The sequence below is a fragment of the Acinetobacter guillouiae CIP 63.46 genome, from assembly GCF_000368145.1.
Classification (GTDB): Bacteria; Pseudomonadota; Gammaproteobacteria; order Pseudomonadales; family Moraxellaceae; genus Acinetobacter; species Acinetobacter guillouiae.
Window position 1 is genome coordinate 1,455,354 of sequence record NZ_KB849283.1, and the last position, 22,376, is coordinate 1,477,729.

A 22,376-nucleotide genomic window follows, 5' to 3' on the forward strand; every position below is an offset into this window, starting at 1 on the left:
AGATAAACACCTCAATCATGGAGATAATGATGAGCTTAATTAATACTGAAGTTAAACCTTTTAAAGCACAAGCTTTCCAAAACGGCCAATTCATCGAAGTTACAGAAGCCGATCTTAAAGGTAAATGGTCTGTAGTTTTCTTCTATCCAGCTGACTTCACTTTTGTTTGCCCAACAGAACTTGGTGACCTTGCTGACAACTATGCTGAATTCAAAAAATTAGGCGTTGAAATCTACTCGGTTTCTACAGATACACACTTCACGCACAAAGCTTGGCACGATTCTTCTGAAGAAATCAAAAAAATTGAATATGTAATGGTTGGCGACCCAACTTGGGTTCTTGCTAAAAACTTCGAAGTTTTAATTGAATCTGCTGGTCTTGCTGATCGTGGTACTTTCGTTATCGATCCTGAAGGTAAAATCCAAATCATCGAAATCAATGCTGGTGGTATTGGTCGTGATGCTTCTGAACTTCTTCGTAAAGTTAAAGCAGCTCAATATGTTCACGGTCATCCTGGCGAAGTTTGCCCAGCTAAATGGAAAGAAGGCGATGCAACTCTTGCTCCTTCAATCGACTTAGTTGGTAAAATCTAATTCTTGAATTAGAATAGGGTCTGTTGACAATTCGTCTACGTTTGCGACTACGTGTGTTTTTTAGGCGATACTAGGCTCGAAATACGAAATTTAGTCATTCTAAATGAGTAGTTCGTAACGACGTAGCGGCAAAAAACACGCTAGTCCCCCGCTGCGCCTTGCGCTGTAAACAAAGCAGTGCTTTGTTCTTGCTCAGGGTTGTGGCTAAAATTATCTCAGCCTTCGTTATGAAACTCGAAAATAGTCTCGCTATTCTCTTCGTTTCATGCCTTGCCTGCTCAATTTTAACCTACAACGCAAGCCATTTATGAAATATCAACAGACCCTCTACACATAAAAAACCACGCTTTTTAGCGTGGTTTTTTTGCATTAGATTTTATGTATAGGTTTTTTGTGTTTGTAGATTTTTATTTAATGCGACCAAATTGCAATTTCATATCCATCTAAATCTTTAAAATGAAAACGACGTCCACCTGGAAAACTAAAAATCTCTTGTACGATGGTTGCACCCGCCTCTTTCACACACGTTAAGCTTTGTTCTAATTGGGCACTATACAAAACAATTAATGCACCACCAGAACTTTGCACATCATCAGACTGAGCAAAGCCCCCTTTTATCTCCCCAGAATCAAACTCACAATATTCAGGACCAAAGTCGGTAAAAGTCCAGCCTAAGTTTTGATAAAACCTTTTGCTTTGTACGACGTCTTTCACCTTAAATTCAATATAGTTAATGGAAATTTTTTGACGAGCCGCTGACTGATCCATCGATGTTTCTCCTTAAATTTATAAAATATTGTTCTATAGAAAATAAAATATGAGTCAATTGATAATACATTTAAACCACTAAATATAGGATAACAAAAAATTATTTTTGCGTTGTTCTGCTTAAATGATCAACTTGCTTGAGTAGCTCAGGAATACGGTATTTCCCGTACATGGACTGTACATTATGTTTCGCTTGCACTAATTCTATTCCGATGGCAGAGACGTATAATGGCTTAACACTTTGTCCACGTAAAATTTCAAATTCCTTTGGTGTTCCTCTAAATTCATTTTTAGCCACCCCAATCACAGGGGTTTTATCAGCTAAGGCAGCATATAAGTGCTGTCCTAAACCTGCTGTTTGTTCAGTGCCTAAATAGACATAGCCATCAATCACAATCATATCGATGGGTTCTTTCACCAAATCCAATAACGTTAAAATACACGGTAATTCACGTTTATAAAATTGACCTGATTCATAGTCAGCAATTGGTTTGATGGTGATAAGGTAATGATTCAATACAACTGAACTGCCCCAAGACTCAAATACTACACCAGCAACTTGTGCAGAGTTATCTGTATAAGCAACGTCTATTGCAAGAATCATGATCTACCTCTTAATCACTAAAATAAAATACCAATTTTCTCATTTACTGATGATTTTTTAAGTGTTTATCTTGCCCAGAATCTGTAATGTCAAAATATGAATATCTTTAGCAAAATATAAACAGCTTTATTTACAAAACCACTATACATTTCTTCAAGTGAATAGACTAATTTCAAAAGATACAGAATATATTTTTCTGTAAAACAATCAAAAGTTTAAGGGGTTGCTTATGGGATCAATGATTACCGTGACTTCTTGGAAGTACAATGCTTCTTCACGGTATTTAAAAATTTTTTATAACAATGGTTCTGGTGAACTTTACCATCCTGTCCCAGAATTTATATACAATAATTTACTACGATGTAGTGATAAAACAGCATTCGTGCATAAATATCTAGAATACGATTTACATTTTAAGCGACTTTCAATTTTATAGTTTTTTAGAACTGTGCTTTTAGAGCAAAGTCAGGGAGATTTCTCCCTGATATAAAAAACGGTGTTAGTTTTTAAAAGTCACCACAAACAGACCAGACCCAATCGACAAGGTTGTGGTCATAAACCTTTCATCTCGTTTAACTTCTGTAATAAAGCTCTTTACTTCAGCAGCATGTGATATCACATTATCAACAATCAGTACCCCACCATGTTCTACAAGCATCTTCTGTAGATATACCCAGTAATTTAAATAAGCATTACGTTCAGCATCAAGTAGAATAAAGTCATATTGCTCCTGACACTGTTCTAAGTATTTTTGCGCATCCCCTACCCAAAAATCAATCACGTCATCAACTTTTAACTCTTGAGCATGCAGCTGCGCTTGCTGAGTTCTTTTTTCATCGATCTCTAGCGTTGTCACCTTGGCACCTGTCACTTTGGCTGCATCCGCAAGCCACAATGTAGAATAACCCGTTGATGTCCCAATCTCTAAAATTTTCTTAGACTGCTGAATTCGCACTTGCATGGCTAAAAATAATGCTGATTCAGGTTCGATATTTCGATAACGTTTAATACGATCACACTGTGTAGCATCAAACTTAATAAAGGATTGATATAGTTCATTCAATCGTTGCAAAAATGGTTTACTTAAACTCATGTTTAGATCTTCCTTTTCACTATCATTGTTATTATTTCAATCATTTACGTCATTGCTATGACAATACATAGCTTTTGACAAGTTACATCGTTACGGTTTATTACGTGACTTTATCAGCTGGTAAAATCTATCAAGTAAAACTCAAACCTCATGTAAAAATTCAAATCTCGCTTGGACTTGACCATCTTCTAATGTGACTTGCTCACAAAACATTTCATAAGGTCGAACCCAGATTGAATAATCATCATATAAACATTGGTAAACCACAACTTTTTCACGGGTTTCACTATGCGTTGCGACATGAAAGACTTGGTATAAATTACCTTTATAATGTTTATAAATTCCAGCTTTTAACATCTACACTCAACACTCTAAATACGATATCTATGTTATACAGGATAGCCAAAGAAAAAACTCGTCCGTAGACGAGTTTTTTATGCTTTTCAATTTTTAAATTAAGAAAAGTCTAAGCCTTTTTCAAATGCTTTTAACTCGTGGCGAGCCATTGCTAAGTTTGATTTAGAACGATCTAAAACAAGATAAAGGAATAAGTTTTCATTTGAATCAAGTGGACGAATCAAATGATACTGTTTACCTAATGTAATTAAAATATCTTCAATTACATCATCTAATTTCAGTGCTTTTGCTACTTTACGCTTAGCACGAACAACTTCAGTATTACCTGCTGCTGCTAATTCTAAGTCTAAACCTGCACCTGCAGTCGCTAAAGATAAACCACTTTCGCTATCTACTAATGCAGCACAAACGAAACCATCGATATCAGTTAATTGATCTAGTGTAATACGAGCCATGAGCATCCCCGTTTCTTTCAACATTGTTGTTCGCTTTAGTAATTCAATTTTTATTTTGCTTTACTAAAACACTTTACTATTTAGCTAAAAATATTCATTCCTAACTAACATGGATAAATTAGTATTCTTTTTTTGAATACCCATTTAATTTTATTTGATAATCAATTTTAATTAATTATTTCCCACACTCATTTTAATAGCATAAAAAATATTAACTATTCAATAGAAATTTAAAAAATAAATGACTAATTTGACTATTTAAAACTTTCAAAAAAATCCAACAAATACCAGAGAGAAAAAATCCAGTACAGATCTCTTTTTTCAAAAAAAATGCAACTTATGTTACATTTTCTACAATGGCTTATCTATATATTTCTCATAAGTAATTCTGAAGTAGATTTGAGCTCATAGAGCATCTGTCCCAATAAAATATCTTTGTTGGTCATCGCCACTAAAACCAGTGGATGCTTTGGATGAGGAATGGCTGTCAAAAGTGCTTTTCCGTTCTCAGCATCAAGGGTAATTGTTTGACATCCAACGAGATTGATTTCTGAAACAAATGCAGTCACTAGGGCCAAAATCGAACTACTCACTGCGGCAATCTTTCCAGAATTGCTAATATTTTTCTTGTTGACTAAAGCAATTTCAAACCCATCAGAAGTACACAACATGATGAACTCGACACCACTGACAGAGTTCAAAAGCTGCCTGATTTGTTTTTCAGCATATGCTACAAAATCATCAGGTACTTTTCGAGATGTGTTTAGGTCAAGCATATTCAAGAAAGCCCCATAAATTAATTTGTAAATTCAGCATTTTCAAAAGCCGAAAACACAGGTTTTTCAGACTTTCTCCAGTAACAGAATTATTTGATATACTTCACATTTTACATTCAATTCTATCTGTTTTTATTGGCTTGTAAACATGTTTTTTCACTTTTAATTTAATTTTTTGAGCACTAATATTGTGCCACAAAGCTTCAAATTGTCAGATTTTTTTCAACAAGGTCACTTTCAAATAACTAATATCATAAATTGAGTGGATCTTAAACCTTATCTTGATTTAATTTTAACAATACAGTATTAAAAAACTTACTTTTTATCATTGGTTATTTTATTGATACTGGAAGTTCAAATATAAAGTGAGTCTATTGATATTATATGAAGCTTTTATTAAAACCAGATTTGTGCACTATTATTTGATATAAGATAAATTGATCTTATAAAAACTTTACATTTTATTTTTTGATTTGGTTATTTTTTGTGTTTATATTTATTTCATCCAACTGCTGGATGCCAAAAATTAATTCAAAAAAGGTACAAGACAATGAATAAACTTCTACTCTCTCTTGGTCTGATTGCAACGATTGCACTTGTTGGTTGTAATAAAGATAAAGCTCCAGAAACAGGGGCGACCGCAGGTGAACATGCTGCAAATGCGGTAGAACAAGCAAAACATGATGCAGAACATGCAGCTCAAAATGCAGCTGATGCAACTGCTAAAGCTGCGGATAATGCAGCAAATGCAACTGCGACTGCTGTAGATCATGCCGCTGATGCAACAGCACATGCTGCCGATGCAACAGTTGATGCTGCTAAAGATGCCACTGCAACTGCAGCTGGTGCTGTTGAAAAAGGTGCTGCGGACGTTAAAGAAAAAGCGAGCCAATAGTTTTAATCTGAAAAAAGCTCCTAAATATAGGAGCTTTTTTATATTTGTCATATATTTAGATTATCAATGAATCAGCTTTCAGTTACTTGGAGTTTTGTTTATGCCACATTCTCATCACCTAGAACAGCATTTTATACAACGTACAGGCTGGTTAAGGGCAGCAGTCTTAGGTGCAAATGATGGCATTATTTCTGTGACTAGTTTAGTGATGGGAATGGCAGCAAGTGGTGCGTCTAGTCACACGCTATTGATTACCTGTATTGCGGGATTGATTTCAGGTGCAACCTCAATGGCCGCTGGTGAATATATCTCCGTTAAATCCCAATCAGATATCGAAGCAGCGGATTTAAAAGTCGAAGCTCGTGAATTAGAAAAAAACCCACACTTAGAGCTTAAAGAACTGACTCACATTTATATTCAACGCGGTTTAGATCCCGAATTGGCGCATCAAGTAGCTGTTCAACTCACAGAAAAAGATGCCTTAGAAGCGCATGCACGTGATGAAATTGGGATCAATGAAGCAACTGCAGCAAGACCATTACAGGCTGCTGGTTCTTCAGCGTTATCGTTTTCAATAGGTGCCTTATTTCCAACATTGTCGATTCTGTTTAGCCCTGAAGCATATTTAGAAAAAATTGTTTTAGTCGTTGGTATCTTATCGCTGGTCATACTCGGTGCTTTATCCAGCTATTTTGCGGGTACATCAATACTCAAGGGTAGTTTCCGTGTGGCGGTATGGGGAATTATCGCAATGGCGTTCTCAAGCTGGATTGGTTCTCTGTTTCAAGTCACTCCGATGTGATCTAAGCCTCTATAAAATAAGCTACACTCTAAAGGTGTATTTGAATTATATTTTTATAATAAATACCGAACATAATTTGCTTATTCCAATTGGCTTGGGCAAAGTAACTTAAAACTCAAGGAGCTTAAGTATGTCTTTATCAGAACAATTAGGGATAAAACATCCCATCTTACTTGCACCAATGGCAGGCGTTTCTACCCCACTATTGGCAGCAGAAGTATCAAATCAAGGGGCTTTAGGCGCTTTAGGGCTCGGTGCAAATACCCTAGATTCTGCACTTCAACAAATTCAAGAAACCCAAGCGTTAACACCACATCCTTTTCAATTAAATTTTTTCTGTCATGAATCAACAGCATTAAACACTGAATCTAATACGCTGTGGAGTCAACATTTAACAGCTGAATTTAAAAAATTTGGCGCAAATCCACCCACACAATTAAAATGCATTTACCCAAGCTTTAAAGATAATGATGATTTTTTAAACCTCTGTTTAGACACTCAACCCAAAGCGGTAAGTTTTCATTTTGGTATCCCGCATCAATATCAAATTCAAAAATTAAAACAGGCCGGTATCATCACTCTGGTTTCTGCAACCAATCTAACTGAAGCGCTGGCTATTGAAGAAGCTGGGATTGATATTATTGTAGCTCAAGGTATCGAAGCAGGTGGGCATCGCGGTATTTTTAACGCTCAAATTGATGGTGCAATTAAAACCTCAGATCTAGTCACGCTTATCAAAAAACATAGCTCACTGCCTGTCGTTGCAGCAGGCGGTATTATGAATGGGCAACAAGCCAAAGCCATGTTAAATCTTGGTGCTGATGCCGTACAATTGGGAACGGCTTTTGTGCAATGTAAAACATCAAACGCCAATACAGCATATCGCAAGGCCTTATTTGATCATCCACTCACTCAAATTACCTCAAGCATTTCAGGTCGCCCAGCACGCGGCATCATCAATCATTGGCAAGCGAGGATTGATCAGCCCGACCGCCCGCATGTAGCCGCCTACCCTTATGCCTATGATTTGGCAAAACAGCTAAATGCTTTCGCGGTGCAACATGGTGATACTGGCTTTGGTGCATTCTGGGCTGGAAGTAATGTTGGACAGATTCGTGAATTAGAGGCTCAGGATCTGGTTAATCAATTGGTTGTGGAAATGAACCATTCTTAATGCTCAACTCAGCTGTCAATAGAATCTGAACTGCAGCAGCTTCTATTTATACTTATTATGCTTGGCTTTGTTCAACTAACATATACACTAAATCTAATTCAGGGCATGCATAACCCAATCCTGTCATTGCAGCGGTAATTTGCCCACGATGATGAGTGCCATGGTTAAAAACATGCATAAGTGTGGCAGCATAAGGCAAAGTCAGTTCTTGTCCAGAAACGCGTTTATAGGTTAAATCTGCATTTAAGGTTTTTTCATCTAACTGCTCTAGAAACTCAATCCAATTCTTAGACTTCTCTTGTAATTCATCTAGTAATAGTGTTTTTCCGGTTTGGATCATTGTATTTAATGCAATTGCAGGTGATACCCCCTGCTTAAAGCGTGAATACCAGAGATAATGCTCACCCAACAATAGATGATTCAAGGTGCCAACAATGCTTTTAAAGTAAAGACCAACATCCTTGTTAAAATCATCATCGGATACAACTTTTAAACTTTCACAAAGACGCTGGGTTGCCCAGATATTGTATTGTGCCAGTATTCTGAAAGAATCTTTATTCATGACTTAAATAAACCATCATTGTGGGTATATAGAATATAATCAGCTTGATAAAAATGCCGTTTTGACTAGAATAGCGACAAAATCAATAAAGCTAGCTTGATGCTCATGTTAAATCAAATTTTTTGCCAATCGGTGAATCATTTTCCACTTATTTGATTAAGTTTTAAATTTTTAACAACTTATTCAAAATACAAGTGAGATTTATCATGTCTGCATATCATCAAATACGTGCGCTATATGACCGCGACACGATTACAGTTTATCAAGCCTATAACCAACAAATTGCACAATTGGCGGTACAACAACAAAAGTTTGTTTCGCCCTTTTCCTTTCACAGAATGACATGGATAAAACCTTCATTTTTATGGCTAATGGAAAGAAGTCATTGGGCAACAAAATCCAACCAAAATCATATTTTGGCAATCCGTGTCAAACGTGATTTTTGGGAATATTTACTCCAGCAAAGTATCCATACCGACCCAATACTCTCTGCGCATAAAAATGGCGAACACTGGTTTGAGTCTTTTGAAAATGCCAAGGTCCATATTCAATGGGATCCTGAACGGAATTTAAAGGGAACTAAGCTTGAACAGCGTAGTATTCAAATTGGGATTAGTCGCTTTTTAATTCAAGCGTTTAACAACACTGCGATTCACTCAATCCAAGATATTACCCCTCTTGTAACTAAGATGGCGCAATTTCGACGTTTAGGAAAGTATAAACACGCTGAAAAACTCTTGCCTAAACAACGTATTTATCCTTTGAACGACGCATTAAAAAAACATTTGGTGATTGGTTGATTCAGTATGGGAGTTCGCTTCCATACTAATTACACCTTATTGATTACACATCCAATAAATTTAGCGATTCAACCTGTACATCACTCATCGTATTGCCTTGTTCTAGCAAGTGATTAAAGTAATCCTCAACGACTTTTGCTTGTGCTACAGTGCTTTCCACTTTGTACATATTTTGACGGAATTCATTACTTGAGTGCAAACCTTTGGTGTACCAAGCAATATGTTTACGTGCAATTCGACAACCGGAGTATTCACCATAGAACTGATAAAGTTCAGACAAATGTCCCAATAATACGTGTTTTACTTCTTGAATATCTGGCGCCGCTAAGTATTCACCTGTTTTTAGATAATGAGCAATTTCACGAAAAATCCACGGACGCCCTTGGGCTGCACGTCCAATCATGACGGCATCAGCACCAGTATAGTCCAATACATATTTGGCTTTCTCTGGACTGTCGATATCACCATTGGCAATTACAGGAATAGTGAGCATCTGTTTGACTTCTTTAATCAAACTATAACGTGCTGTATTTAAATACATATCCTCACGAGTCCGACCATGTAAAGCTAAGGCTGCAATTCCTGCTTCTTCTGCTCGTTTCGCCACACGGATAATATTCTCATGACCATTTAAAAAACCTAACCGCGTTTTTAACGTCACAGGCACATCAACTGCTTTTACCACTGCATCTAAAATTCGGGCAACCAAATCTTCATCTTTCAGCAATGCCGAACCTGCCAATTTATTACAGACTTTTTTTGCTGGGCATCCCATATTGATATCAACAATTTGCGCACCATTTGCAACTTGATAACGTGCTGCTTCAGCCAACTGATCTGGTTCAGAGCCTGCAATTTGTGCTGAAATCGGCGCTAATTCACCATCAAAATTTGCCCGATATAGACTCTTTTTGGTCATACGTAAGGTCTGATCAGAGGTCATCATTTCACTTACCGCATGCCCAGCACCAAAGTATTTGCACAGTGTCCTAAACGGACGGTCTGTGACTCCGGCCATAGGTGCGACCCAAAGTTTCTTATCTATTGATTTATCAAACAATTCTGTAATAACGTTGTTTTGACTCAATTTCTGTGACCTCTTTAAACTTCTTTGAATCGCCTGTTATTGACTTCTAATGCTCATTTGTTGCACTTTATTTGCACCGCAAAATATTTATGATGCAATTTGCATGGGTACAGCGACTAGATAGTCAATAAAGATGGTACTTTGTGTTATGGTACCTAAATATGCTTACAACGTGAAAACTATCCACCTATGCAGTTTTAAAAAACTTTCAGCAAAAAATCATTAGCTGATGAGTGGATTAAAAGAACTGAAGCTGAAATCGAATTAAACCCAGAAATGATGCTCAATCCAAAAGAAGAACTAAAGCATCGTACTTTGGTCGAGTTTATTCATAAGTATTTAGAAGAAGCGGATAGTTTTGCACGGACTAAGACTGGTGCACTTACTACTCACATTGCTAGTTTAGAGATTTCTGAGAAAAATATCTATTCCTTAACTCGTCAAGATTTTTCAGAAAATGTTATTTCACTTCGTAAGGGCGAACCATTGAAAGGTGTAGATGGTGTTGCTTCAACTACTACTTTAAAAGATATGAGTTATATTAAAGTGGTAGTTGTTTATGCTGAGTATGTTTGGCTGGTTAAACCTTTCACCATGCAAAATCATACACATACATAATAATTAAAAATTTATAAAGGACATATCACATTCACTCATCGGAACAATCCTATGTTTTTTCGACCAAATTCCTTCAGTGGTAAGCTGCCCATTTTTACCAAACTGCCCCCTAATCACATTATCATTTTTAGTAATTCATAAAATTTTATTGAACTTTTTAAAATTTGCTTCTAATCGCCATAGAGCTAGATGATCCCCCAATAAAAATATTTCCGAGAATGATAGGAATTCGATTATAGGAAGACCATTTTTTGAATGATAAATTTTAGATACAAACTTAATTATTCTAAATTGAATTTATAAACAATAATTTAATATGAATTTACACATAAATTCTTATAAAAACTAGACTACATAAAAGCAAATGATTATCATTACCATCAAGGTGTTTCAACATTACAACTTACTCAATTATTAAATATAAGGTAATAAAACTTGAACTTTTCAAAACATGTAAAATTTATATCTACATTACTGGTAGGTAATCTCATAGTTTCAAATATTTATGCGAATTACACAATGCCCCCACTAGTATTTTATGGCAATACATCAAGCCCCCCAACTTTAGATATTTCTCAAATAAATAATATGTCTCAACTATTACAACAAAATAGTTACAGGGATTATGGATTTGCAAATATGTCCAATATTTCCCCATCTATCGTTTCTTCTGCAACTAATTGCACTACACCCAATCCAATTGAGATAGCAAATGGAGAAAAATTGCATGAAGAACCAATATTCACTACTGGTTGGGAAATGCCACTGTCATATTCCAGTTTTTATCATTCTAAAGATAAAGACATTAAATTCAATATTCTACAATCAAATATTTCGTACACATTAAAGTCAGGCTGGCAAAATAATTTCGGAACTATGATGTATCCAACTGGCCTTAGCTCGAATAATAGAAAGGTAAGACTGGCACGTGCACTTCCGAATGGGCAGATGTCTTTTGCTGAATATAGAGATCCGGGTAAATTATCACAACCGTTCACCAATCTGGATGGAAGTGTTGAGACATATGAGGTTTACAGTGGTGGATTATCTGCGTTAGATATCGGAATATTAAGAAGCCGGAAAAATATGCATGGTATTGGTTGGGAAGAATTTAAAAATAATGGAACAGAAATAATTCACACAAATGGAAAAAAAATTAAAATTAAAAATATTGACTCATTTACAACTCAAGTTATTGATCCCGCGAACAATATATATACTTATATATATAATGACAAAAAGGATTTAGTTAAAATTATTTATCCAGATAACTTAGGAAGTAAGTCCTTTCATTATGGTGAAAATGGCGCAGGTGAGAAAAAGTTAACTGGTATTTCAATTAATGATAAAAGGTACACTACCTACCTTTATACAGGTGATAAAGCTACACAAAGTGGACGTAGCAATGGAACTCAAACTTACAGTTTAAATTATGGTAATAATTACACTATAGTAACTAATCCTTTGGGAGCAATATCTAAATATATTTATACGGATAACACAAAAAGCAAATTATCAAGAATTGAAAGAAGTGGGGTAAATAATTGTCCTGATAGCAGTTCCACTGTCACTTATGATAATAATGGTTATATTAAATCAAAAGTTGACTGGAATAATATAGAAACTTTCTATACTCATGATTCGGATGGTAGGTTATTGGAAGAAAAAAATATTGATAAGACTATAAAATATTACTGGTTAAATTCACCTAGCTTACTTAGTAAAATTGAAATTCTAGAAAACAATAATGCAATTCAAGAAATTAATTATAATTATTATTCACAGAATGAACCTGCAAAAAATAGAATTAAAAGCATAACATCATGTAGTAAATTGGGGACTTCAAATTGTAGTGTTACTGGTTACGGCTATACTTTACATAATAATGGCATGCTCAAAAATATTTCCATTGTTAAAAACTCAAAATCAATATCATATACTTATGATGACATAGGAAATCTGATAGAACAGGTAAATTCCGCAGGACATACCATAAAGTATAGTGACTATGATGACTTAGGTAATGTAGGAAAAATTATTGATCCAAATGGGATGATAATAGAATTCGTTTACGATGCTAGATCTCGTATTATAAGTAAAAGAAATACAATATCTGAAAATAATACTAGAATTGAAAATTATAAATATGGTCCTTTTGGAATAACCCAAATTGAAAAAGATGGCATGAGAGAAACCATAAATTATGACGATTTTGGAAATATATCAAATATTACACATGGCGTAGGAGATCAAGTAATTAGTGGGCAATTTTATACATATTCTAATTTAGGTAAATTACTGACCGTTGAGTATAGAGAAGGTAATAACATTCGCTTTAGTCAAAGCGTTTCTCATAATCAATTAGGATGGACAACAGCTAGTAAAGGAAATAACAACCAAAATGTTCGTTACGAATATGATGCAAATGGTAATATAATAAAAAAAACTGATTCTTCAAAAAAAGTTACAAGATACATTTATGATAAATATAATAATATGAGTGAAGAACATCGCCCAGATGGCTCAACGATTGGTTCTATCTATGACCAATCAGGGAATGTAGCATTTGTTCGGGATGGAAATGGAAACATAACTAGATATAGTTATGATGGGTTTGGTAACCTATTAAGTATTAGTAGCCCTGATACTGGTAACAGTTTTTACGAGTATGACTTAAATGGAAATATTTTAAAATTAACTAGATCAAATGGGGTTACAACAACATACTCATACGATTCGTTGAATCGACGAACAAAAGCAATTACTGGTACATCAGTTCAGACATGGATTTATGATCAATGTACTAATGGAATAGGACGACTTTGTGGTACATCCGATGGGGTGACAGCAAAAGGTTATGAATATACTAAAGATGGAAAAATAAGTGTACAAGCAACTTCGATTAATGGTGTGAGTTATCCAATATATTGGACATATGATAGTTACGGACGCTTAGAAAGTGAAAGTCGTCAGAACGAATCTTATAAAGTTACCTATAGTTATGATGCTTTGAGTCGCGTAAATAGTGTCAAAATCAAAATTGATGGTGTAGAACATACAGTAGTTAGTGGTATTGAATATGAACCATATGGTGGAATTAAAAATTGGACTTATGGAAACGGTCTAACAAGAGTAGCAAACTACGATACAAATTATCGTTTAACTAGTTTAAATAATTTATCATACTCATATGATGTGAATAATTTGATTAGAGAAATTGACGATAGAACCAAACCTCAAGATCTAACTATATATGAGCATGATGATATTGGACAATTGGTCTTATCTAGCACTTTTTCTGAAAATTTCATGTTGAGTGAAGTCTGGCATTTCGACAAAAATAGTAATCGAACTAAAAGCTCAAGTAATAATCAGTATACTTTTTATCAAATTAATTCGGGGAATAAATTATCAAATACCACCAATATTGAACCAAAATCCTTTATTTATGATGATTTAGGAAATATTACTCAAAAAACAGGTCATGGGGGAAATTTGAATTTCACTTATGACGGTTTTAATCGTCTAAACACTGTAAATGATAACTCAACAATAACTACATACGATTATGATGCATTTAATCTTCGTAGTCGTAAAAGTAGTAATGCAGGTAGTGTGAATTATGTTCATTCTCCTGATGGTCGTTTATTAGCTGAAACAGACCTAGCTATAACTCAAAATGGTTCCTTAAACACAGTATATATATGGCTAGGTGGACAAGTTATAGGTATGGTTCGCGGTAATCAGCTTAACTATGTTCATAATGATCACTTAGGCAGACCTCATAAACTTACTAATTCCAACAAAGATATAGTATGGGAATCACGCCATACTAGTTACGACACTTATGTTATTCAAAGCAATATTGGGCAGTTTAATATTGGATTCCCAGGTCAATATTATGATGCGGAAAGTAACCTATGGTACAACTGGAATCGCTATTACGATGCAACGACTGGTCGTTATACACAAAGTGATCCTGTAGGGCTTGCAGGCGGTACAAATACCTATGCATATGTCGGTAACAATCCTATTAGCTTTGTAGATTATCAGGGTCAATGGGGAATTCCTGGCGCTATATATGGTGCAATTGCAGGTGGAATTGGTGGAGGAATCACTGGCGGATGGCAAGGAGTATTAGTTGGTGCTGCTACAGGTGCTGCAGTAGGTGCTTTAATGCCAACCTCATCTCATGCTGTAGGAGCAGCAGCAGGAGCAGCAATTGGTTCAGGAGTAGCAAGCTTGGCTGGTCAAGCTACTGGTAATATTGTACAAAATCGAGATGTTATGGCCATGGAAAATTATAATTTCTATGCTGCAGGTGGCGCTATGGTAGGTGGTGCAGCTGGTGGCCCAGTAAATCATGTATTAAGTAGATTTGGTACTAGAGTAAATATGATAGGTAAACCATTAGGTACTCGTGGATACAACCGCACCCCTGGTATGTTTGCAGGTGCTGTATTCGAAGGTACAGTTGTTGGCTCATCTGAATTCATTGGTGGTGGTTTGAAACCAAACGATATACAAGTAGGATGTGCTCCATGATATGGTTTAACGCATTTTTGTTCTTTTTAATTTTTTGTTTATATTTTATGTTTATAGTATATGTATATTCAAAAATTCTTGTGGATATAAGCCACAAAAAAGGCTTAATAAAAGATTTAATGGGAATAATTGTTTATCTACTCATGATTCCTTTCTTTGGAGCTCCACTGATTATTGGATCAGAAATTAATGGCTATAGGGAATTGATATCTAAAAATAATTATTATTTCTTTTTTAATCTAATCTGTTTTGCTCTTTCACTATTGCCTGGGATTCTTGTTTTTAACAAGTACTATTTAAAGAAAGCTAAAAGAAGAAATTTTAGGTATTAAATAATAGTGAATTTTGATTAAATTAGAGAGTGAATTTATAATTAATTTCACTCTCTATTTTTTTGCTCTTAGATACTATTTTTTAAGATCTATCGAAAAATCTTGTATTTACTGCACCATATTTGCGCCTTACACCAAAAAATCAATCCAACCACTTAATATTTAATAAAATCACCAAAACATCTATTACACCAGCCATAGGCGCAACGATTAAATTATTTGACAGTTGATAAGGACCAATATACATATATATTCATACATTTTTAGACCTTCATAGTATACTGCATCTGCCATAGTGGCTCATCATTTTCTGAGTATGTTTTCTTCGACATGAAAAAATTAGTTCGACATCACGCATTTCTTAAATCTTTCAGCGTGTTAGCTCTTTCTTTAAGCCTAGTTGCTTGTGGTAAAGGTTCATGGTTTGCCAATGAAGATGATGAACAATTAAAACAAGAGCAAATCAGAAAACTGATTCCAAATCGTGTCAGTCAACGTGACTCGTGGGCAAAAGACATCTACGATATTTCCAATGAATTAAAAATCCCAACCAACAAAGAAAATATCTGCACCATCATTGCGGTAGTTGATCAGGAATCTAATTTTGTTGCCAATCCTGTCGTGCCAGGTTTGGGGGATAAAGCGGTAAAAGAAGTCACCACACGTTTAAATGAAAAATTTGAAGATAAACTTGGAACCACAATTGGTGGCACGGTTGCTTCATATTTTGAGAATGTTTTAAAAAATCAGCCCTCGCCTGATGATAACTATTTAAAACAAATGAGTCGTGTCCGCACTGAAAAAGATTTAGACGTACTTTATCGTGAAATCTTTGATTATATGGCAAAGCATTATCATGTGAGTGCGCTGACGGGTGCGGCAAAATTTGTTGGTCAAGATATTGCTGAAAAAATGAACCCAATCACCACATTAGGCTCCATGCAGGTTCATATCAATTATGCCAAAGAGCATAAACGCACCAGTATGAACATCAATGAATTACGTGATGATCTATATACTGAATTTGGTGGTTTATACTATGGAATCCATCGTTTAATGATGTATCCAGCAGATTATGATAAACCGATTTATCGTTTTGCTGACTATAACTCTGGGATGTATTCGAGCAGAAATGCCGCTTTTCAAAAAATGATTGATAAGCTCACTGAAGCTGATCTGGCACTCGATGGTGATTTACTCTCGTATGACAAAAATGGCGACCCACGTCCAGCGATAACTGATACAGAAAAAGCTCTCACTGCTTTATTTTCAAAAAATAATATTTTAGTTACGCCTAGACAGTTACGTAGTGATTTAAAAGACGAGAAACAGCAAGATTTTGAAAAAACTCAAACTTATATCGCTGTATCTAAACTTTATAAGAATAAAACAGGTAAAGATCCAATGTATGCCATAATGCCAGAAGTTGTCATTTCTGGGCCTAAATTGAGTCGTGATTATAATACTAACTGGTACGCAAGCCGCGTAAACGGACGATATGAAACATGTATGCACCGAGCAAAACGTTTAAAAATTTAGCATTATTTGATTTTGACGGAACTTTGTGTAAAAAAGACAGTTTCACAGGGTTTATTTTCTATGCTTTATCAAAAAGACACATCGTAAAGCAAGGCATCAAAATTTTACCGTGGATTCAGGCCTATTATTTAAACATCTACCCTGCCAACTCCATGCGTATCAAATTATTTAATGCAATGTTTAAACAAGCCGATGCCAATGAAATTCAAGATATTGCAAACGAATATGCTCAACGTTTAGTCCGACAACTGGATCAAAATCTTTATCAGCAGTTATTAAAACATCAAACAAATGGCGATGATGTTGTTTTGGTTTCAGCATCTGTAGATATTTACTTAAAAATCATTTGCCAAATCTTAGATATCGACTTGATCTGTACCGTTACTGAAGTCATAGATGGCAAATTTACTGGTAACTATTCCACGCCAGATTGTAGTTGTGAACAAAAACGACTACGCATCTTAGAAAAATATGATTTAGACCAATATGACAAAATATTCGCCTATGGGAACAGTGAAGAAGATTTAGATATGCTTCATTTGGCTGACTATCAATATATGGTCGGTAAGGATCAGGTTTTACCCTATTTAGAAGATGAAAAAAAATTTGCTTAAAAGATTTAATCACTTACTTGTACAATACATATGATCTAAATAAATCAAGTAAAACTCTTTCATAATTCTTTTTTAATCAAAGCATTAATACATTATTTAAAATAAACTTAAACTTGATTTTCCGTCCTTTTACCATTGTGAAATTTTTATTTCAAACTAAATTTTAGAATCAAAGTTAAAAAAATTATTACTTCATTATTATATTGTGATATAAAACTCACTTTAGACAAATAAAGATAAAACAATCAAACTACATACATTGAATTAAAACTTAAAGAACAAACAACGAAAAGGAATTTTACTTTGAAAATTAATAGACTCAATATAATTTTGACCACCCTCTCTATTTTAGCGACATCACAAGCGATGGCTCTGCAAGCTAAGTGTGAAGATAATTTTGTAGTCAATCGCCAAAATGGTATTGTCGATTATCAAGCAAGTGTTTTGCTCACTTCGGCAAACGAGCATGATATTTCACAGCAGATCAAACAAGCGATTGAACAGTCAGGTTTCCGTATCGATAGTGAAGAAACAGCTGGTTCAGGTACTGAGATCACCTTCTTACCAAATAAACAGGCCCGCGAATCTTGGTTTGCAATGACAGCTGTTGTGTCAAAGACCGGGAATCAACACATGGTTGGATTACGCAGTTTAGGAGATAGCACCTTAAAACAACAAAGCACACCACAGATGCGTACAGTGATGTGTGGATTTCTCGCAAGTTTACCCAGTGTTAAATCTTCAAATATCGTTGCAACACAAACAACATCTGGACGTGGTGAACCTCCTGTCACAAAAAAAATTGGTCGAGAAATACGCCCTAAATCAGAGTTGGATGTACGTGTGGCTCAGCTGGCTCTTGAACCAGGGACAGCAACAATTATGGGTAAAGCATGCACTACAAATAGTTCACATGGGCAAACTTTCCGTGATTATTTACGTAACGAAGCAGTGTTTTTGTATCCAGTGACACCTTATCTTGAGGAAGTTCTCAGTCTGTACGAAAAATCTCGTCCAGAGGATACAGTGATTATTTCTCCATTCATTACTCAGATGCGTATTGAAGGGCGAACCAATAGCGATGGTGAGTTTCGTTTTTCGCAACTCAAACCAGGCAAGTATCTAATCGTTGCTGAACATGCTTCTGCTGGTGCAGGCAGTTATATGAATTATGATGGTGCCAATACTTCACAGAATGGTAATACCATTACCACGACTCATTTCTATTCAGAACGTGAATTTTTTCGGAACTGGAACGATATCCTTAAAGATCGTGTCACAATTTCAAAACCAGATCAGATTGTCAAAATCAGTTTAACCCCACCCTTTCGTGCTCAGGGGCTAATTGGTGGTTTAATTAATCGTGGAAAGCAAAAAGGCACTGGCGTTATGGGCTTGTCTTGTTCGGAGTGGCAATTTAAATGAAGATGCATATCCCAATATTGCTGTTACTGAGTTGTATGATAGCAACACCTTCCCTCTATGCTTCTGATCTCGCACCAATGCTCGGAAGTTGGCAATGCAGTGCTCAGGCTGAGATTACATTACCTATAAAAGGAGGTAATAAGCCTCTTAAAATGGTTGAGACCTATACCGTGATTACGACTGCTGATGGAATCGGTGAAGGAGATGATTCAACGATTTATTACCTCCCTACAGGAGAAAAATTGATGCCCATCGAAGTGATTAGCCATTCTAAAGCACAATATCGTTTACAAGGTGATACCTTAAAACTTCTAGTTTTAAATTGGGAATTACGTGAAGGACGTATTGCCCCTAAAGAACGAGCAGATTTTATTACCAGTATGCTAGGCAAAAATGCACCTGCAGCTACACGCTCACAACTAGGAGCAAAAATAGATCGCATGGCTGAAGATTTTGCTGAAATGATTGCTAAGAATTTTCAAGCAAGAATTGGTAAAGAAAGTTCCATACCATTTCGGATGACTGCCACGGGTGCTGGAAAAATAGAAAGAACCTTCGGTTCAGGTGCAAATGCAGTCACACATCAATGTGTTCGGCTATCCAATTGATCATTCACTACTGATTTGAGGAAAATTTAAATGTGCTTGCTCAACATACCTTTATATAGGTATTGCTATTCCAATGCTACAAGCGCAAACAATGCCTATTCAATAGTTAGTGTTCAGTTAGAGTATGGGGCGGTCATAAAGTTTTTAAATCCGATTTATACAACGAAAAATCACCATTAATCACACCCAAATAAAAACCCCGCCAAAGCGGGGTTATATTTATTAGAAATATTAAAACTAATCAATAAATCGACATATGGTTGCGATGAATCATTTCTAAAGAACGTGCTTCACCTAGCACCTGATACACCTTATCTGAAGCCAAACCTTTGACAGTTTCAGCAGAACGCGAACTAAAGTTCACTCGTCCAACCGCGACTCGATGACCATACTGATCAACACATTCCACAACATCACCACGATCAAAATGCCCTTCAACTGCTTTTACCCCTACAGGCAATAAACTACGATGATTTTCCTTAATGGCTTTGACAGCACCATCATCTAAAACCAAACGCCCTGCAGTTTGAAGGTGTGCAGCCAACCACTGTTGATGTGCTGTAACACGATCATCATCAGTAATAAATAAAGTACCCAATAATTCACCCGCCATTAAACGGGCCAATACATTGTCACTTTCACCACTGGCAATCAACGTTGGACAACCTGACTTGGCAGCCAGACGAGCAGCACGAACTTTGGTCAACATACCACCACGACCAAACTTACCACCACCGCCTGCCATATCAAATAAGGTTTCATCCATTGCACGAACAGTATGGAACAATTTTGCATTTGGATTAGAACGCGGGTCTGAATCAAACATCCCTTGCTGATCAGTCAAAATGATCAGTAAGTCTGCATGAACTTGCCCTGCAACCATTGCTGCAAGCGTATCATTATCACCAAAGCGGATTTCATCAGTAGACACTGTGTCATTTTCATTGATTACTGGAATCACTTTCCAATCAATTAAATTCTGCAATGCATCACATGAGTTAAGGTAACGACGGCGATCCGCAAGATCATCATGAGTTAACAAGACTTGTGCCGTTTGGATAGAATGCTTTTCCAACACGCTTGACCACGTATGAATTAGCCCCATCTGACCAATGGCAGCACAAGCTTGTAGACTGGGTAAATCGGTGGGTCGATTCTCTAGCTTCATACGAACCATCCCTTCAGCCACAGCACCTGAAGACACAAGAATAATCTCGTGTCCTGCATTGTGTAGATCTGCAATTTGTTTCGCCCAATGCGAAATTGCATCCAAATCTAAACCTTGCCCATTTGCTGTGAGTAAAGATGATCCGATTTTAACAACGATACGTTTTAAAGCCTTGAGCTGACGTTGCCCATCTACCACTTCTATCATCTTGTCCTCGGTCTTTCTTTTCTAAATGGGTATCTTTAGAAATGATAGATACCCTTAGAAATTAGCGTACGTAGTACACTTCCATTTCGCCATCATCCTCGCCATCGTCATCCTCATCATCTTCTTCCTCTGCCAAAATACCAGCAAGACGTTGTTGACGACGCATTTCACGATAAGCTTCTTTTGCAGCAATCGTTTGCTCACGTGTTTCAGCCTCAAGCTGATCACGGAATGCTTTCATTTTTGCTGCATACTCTGGATCTTCGTCCTCCAACTCACGTTGTTGCTCGATTTGATCCATGAGGTAATACACAACAGGTTTAGTACCTTCTTCAAGCAAACCTGAAGTTTTAAATACAGGACCATCCCATTGTAATTCTTCAAGAATATGATTACACCATTCTTCTTGAGTATCATCACTTAATTGATCAAGTTTGTTTAAAACAAGAACAATCGGTAATTGAGCCAAGGTTGGTGAGAATTTTTTCAATTCTTCCACAATCGCTTTGGCATTGTAGGCAGGATCTGAACCATCAATCGGTTGTACATCGACAATATGTAAAAGAATACGTGTACGTGCCAAATGCTTAAGGAAGCGAATCCCTAAACCAGCACCTTCCGCCGCACCTTCGATCAGTCCAGGAATGTCCGCCATAACGAATGAGCGATGACGATCCGCATCGACCACACCTAAGTTCGGTACCATTGTTGTAAATGGATAATCTGCAACTTTTGGTTTAGCTGCTGATACTGCGCGGATAAAGGTAGATTTACCTGCATTCGGCATTCCCAATAAACCTACATCCGCTAGAACTTTTAACTCTAAACGAATTTCACGGTATTCACCTTTGATACCGTGTGTACATTTACGCGGAGAACGGTTGGTAGATGATTTAAAATGAGTATTACCCAAACCACCATCGCCACCATGTGCAACTAAAACCTTTTGGCCACTTTCAACTAAATCGCCAATAATATCGCCAGACTCTGTATCTACAATGGTTGTTCCTACTGGAACTTTCAGGATAACTGATTCACCACCACGACCAGCACAGTTTGCGCCAGCACCGTTTTTACCACGTTCAGCGCGAAATTTACGGGTATAACGATAATCTACTAAGGTACTGGTATCGTTGTCAGCTTGAATATATACGCTGCCACCACGACCACCATCACCACCATCTGGGCCACCAAATGGTACAAATTTTTCACGGCGAAAACTGGCTACGCCATTGCCACCGTCGCCAGCCTCTACGGTAATGACTGCTTCATCAACAAAGCGCATGTTGCCAATCCTCTAAAATCTTTAAAACCCCATATTCTGCCATATTTTCAAAAATTTCTCGAATAGTAT

At 36.3% G+C, this 22,376-nt stretch carries 21 protein-coding genes and 2 pseudogenes; 12 read left to right on the forward strand and 11 right to left on the reverse strand.

Translation table 11 applies throughout. The features are described 5' to 3' along the window. Window positions 1–29: 29 nt before the first annotated feature. The gene (ahpC, locus tag F981_RS11835) at window positions 30–593 is read left to right on the forward strand and encodes an alkyl hydroperoxide reductase subunit C (protein WP_004721823.1); all 564 of its coding nucleotides are present in this window, start codon (window positions 30–32) and stop codon (window positions 591–593) included. 411 nt (window positions 594–1,004) lie between these two features. On the opposite strand, the gene F981_RS11840 is transcribed toward ahpC, so the two are convergent. Together F981_RS11840 and F981_RS11845 are read right to left on the reverse strand one after the other, a co-directional pair. Then, a complete protein-coding gene (locus F981_RS11840; protein WP_004721826.1) occupies window positions 1,005–1,361 on the reverse strand; it encodes a VOC family protein in 357 nt (118 codons plus the stop codon). Between the two features lie 100 nt (window positions 1,362–1,461). Further along, window positions 1,462–1,965 carry an endonuclease V gene (locus F981_RS11845; protein ID WP_004721827.1) on the reverse strand — a complete coding sequence of 168 codons (504 nt, stop codon included), beginning with the start codon at window positions 1,963–1,965 and terminating at the stop codon, window positions 1,462–1,464. Between the two features lie 229 nt (window positions 1,966–2,194). On the opposite strand from F981_RS11845, the gene F981_RS23320 reads away from it, so the two are divergent. After that, a complete protein-coding gene (locus F981_RS23320; protein ID WP_004721830.1) occupies window positions 2,195–2,401 on the forward strand; it encodes a KTSC domain-containing protein in 207 nt (68 codons plus the stop codon). Window positions 2,402–2,464: 63 nt separating this feature from the next. Here F981_RS23320 and F981_RS11850 read toward each other — a convergent pair whose 3' ends face one another. The 4 genes from F981_RS11850 to F981_RS11865 form a co-directional block, all read right to left on the reverse strand. Further along, a complete protein-coding gene (locus F981_RS11850) occupies window positions 2,465–3,058 on the reverse strand; it encodes an O-methyltransferase (protein ID WP_004721832.1) in 594 nt (197 codons plus the stop codon). 141 nt (window positions 3,059–3,199) lie between these two features. Further along, window positions 3,200–3,415 (reverse strand): DUF1653 domain-containing protein, encoded by a 216-nt coding sequence (locus tag F981_RS11855; RefSeq protein WP_004721833.1) that lies wholly within the window; start codon window positions 3,413–3,415, stop codon window positions 3,200–3,202. Between the two features lie 98 nt (window positions 3,416–3,513). Further along, window positions 3,514–3,870 carry a hypothetical protein gene (locus tag F981_RS11860; RefSeq protein ID WP_004721834.1) on the reverse strand — a complete coding sequence of 119 codons (357 nt, stop codon included), beginning with the start codon at window positions 3,868–3,870 and terminating at the stop codon, window positions 3,514–3,516. A 365-nt stretch (window positions 3,871–4,235) separates the two neighbouring features. Next, window positions 4,236–4,646: a roadblock/LC7 domain-containing protein gene (locus tag F981_RS11865; protein WP_004721835.1), complete on the reverse strand. Its 411-nt coding sequence runs from the start codon at window positions 4,644–4,646 to the stop codon at window positions 4,236–4,238. A gap of 550 nt (window positions 4,647–5,196) precedes the next feature. Between F981_RS11865 and F981_RS11870 the strand changes: the two genes are divergently transcribed. The 3 genes from F981_RS11870 (at window position 5,197) to F981_RS11880 (ending at window position 7,517) form a co-directional block, all read left to right on the forward strand. Then, window positions 5,197–5,541, forward strand: a complete 345-nt coding sequence (locus F981_RS11870) for a hypothetical protein (protein ID WP_004721836.1) — start codon at window positions 5,197–5,199, stop codon at window positions 5,539–5,541. Window positions 5,542–5,641: 100 nt separating this feature from the next. Then, window positions 5,642–6,343 carry a VIT1/CCC1 transporter family protein gene (locus tag F981_RS11875; protein ID WP_004721837.1) on the forward strand — a complete coding sequence of 234 codons (702 nt, stop codon included), beginning with the start codon at window positions 5,642–5,644 and terminating at the stop codon, window positions 6,341–6,343. A gap of 130 nt (window positions 6,344–6,473) precedes the next feature. After that, window positions 6,474–7,517 carry an NAD(P)H-dependent flavin oxidoreductase gene (locus F981_RS11880; RefSeq protein WP_004721838.1) on the forward strand — a complete coding sequence of 348 codons (1,044 nt, stop codon included), beginning with the start codon at window positions 6,474–6,476 and terminating at the stop codon, window positions 7,515–7,517. A gap of 55 nt (window positions 7,518–7,572) precedes the next feature. On the opposite strand, the gene F981_RS11885 is transcribed toward F981_RS11880, so the two are convergent. Then, the gene (locus F981_RS11885; protein ID WP_004721842.1) at window positions 7,573–8,079 is read right to left on the reverse strand and encodes a DinB family protein; all 507 of its coding nucleotides are present in this window, start codon (window positions 8,077–8,079) and stop codon (window positions 7,573–7,575) included. Window positions 8,080–8,285: 206 nt separating this feature from the next. On the opposite strand from F981_RS11885, the gene F981_RS11890 reads away from it, so the two are divergent. Next, the gene (locus F981_RS11890; RefSeq protein WP_004721844.1) at window positions 8,286–8,879 is read left to right on the forward strand and encodes a DUF4291 domain-containing protein; all 594 of its coding nucleotides are present in this window, start codon (window positions 8,286–8,288) and stop codon (window positions 8,877–8,879) included. Window positions 8,880–8,922: 43 nt separating this feature from the next. On the opposite strand, the gene dusB is transcribed toward F981_RS11890, so the two are convergent. Next, window positions 8,923–9,939, reverse strand: coding sequence for a tRNA dihydrouridine synthase DusB (gene dusB, locus F981_RS11895; protein WP_035371595.1), 1,017 nt, complete (start codon window positions 9,937–9,939; stop codon window positions 8,923–8,925). Window positions 9,940–10,069: 130 nt separating this feature from the next. Here dusB and F981_RS24425 point away from each other — a divergent pair. Next, window positions 10,070–10,542 (forward strand): annotated as a pseudogene (locus tag F981_RS24425) (tyrosine-type recombinase/integrase); the annotation flags it as partial. 681 nt (window positions 10,543–11,223) lie between these two features. Continuing rightward, a complete protein-coding gene (locus tag F981_RS11905; RefSeq protein WP_004721850.1) occupies window positions 11,224–15,129 on the forward strand; it encodes an RHS repeat-associated core domain-containing protein in 3,906 nt (1,301 codons plus the stop codon). A gap of 513 nt (window positions 15,130–15,642) precedes the next feature. On the opposite strand, the pseudogene F981_RS24430 reads toward F981_RS11905, so the two are convergent. Continuing rightward, window positions 15,643–15,708 (reverse strand): annotated as a pseudogene (locus tag F981_RS24430) (hypothetical protein); the annotation flags it as partial. An 83-nt stretch (window positions 15,709–15,791) separates the two neighbouring features. On the opposite strand from F981_RS24430, the gene F981_RS11915 reads away from it, so the two are divergent. The 4 genes from F981_RS11915 (at window position 15,792) to F981_RS11930 (ending at window position 19,647) form a co-directional block, all read left to right on the forward strand. Further along, complete coding sequence (locus F981_RS11915; protein WP_004721853.1) at window positions 15,792–17,000, forward strand: DUF1615 domain-containing protein; 1,209 nt, start codon at window positions 15,792–15,794, stop codon at window positions 16,998–17,000. Then, on the forward strand, window positions 16,967–17,614 hold the full coding sequence (locus F981_RS11920; RefSeq protein WP_004721855.1) for an HAD-IB family hydrolase: 648 nt from the start codon (window positions 16,967–16,969) through the stop codon (window positions 17,612–17,614). Before F981_RS11915 ends, F981_RS11920 begins: the two co-directional genes overlap by 34 nt. Before the next feature lie 303 nt (window positions 17,615–17,917). Continuing rightward, a complete protein-coding gene (locus F981_RS11925; protein ID WP_004721856.1) occupies window positions 17,918–19,039 on the forward strand; it encodes a carboxypeptidase-like regulatory domain-containing protein in 1,122 nt (373 codons plus the stop codon). Further along, on the forward strand, window positions 19,036–19,647 hold the full coding sequence (locus F981_RS11930) for a hypothetical protein (RefSeq protein ID WP_004721858.1): 612 nt from the start codon (window positions 19,036–19,038) through the stop codon (window positions 19,645–19,647). The genes F981_RS11925 and F981_RS11930 overlap by 4 nt, the downstream gene beginning before the upstream one ends. Before the next feature lie 241 nt (window positions 19,648–19,888). Here F981_RS11930 and proB read toward each other — a convergent pair whose 3' ends face one another. Both proB and cgtA read right to left on the reverse strand, forming a co-directional pair. Next, a complete protein-coding gene (gene proB / locus F981_RS11935) occupies window positions 19,889–21,022 on the reverse strand; it encodes a glutamate 5-kinase (protein ID WP_004721861.1) in 1,134 nt (377 codons plus the stop codon). A gap of 61 nt (window positions 21,023–21,083) precedes the next feature. Further along, window positions 21,084–22,307 carry an Obg family GTPase CgtA gene (gene cgtA, locus F981_RS11940; protein WP_004721862.1) on the reverse strand — a complete coding sequence of 408 codons (1,224 nt, stop codon included), beginning with the start codon at window positions 22,305–22,307 and terminating at the stop codon, window positions 21,084–21,086. Window positions 22,308–22,376: the final 69 nt, after the last annotated feature.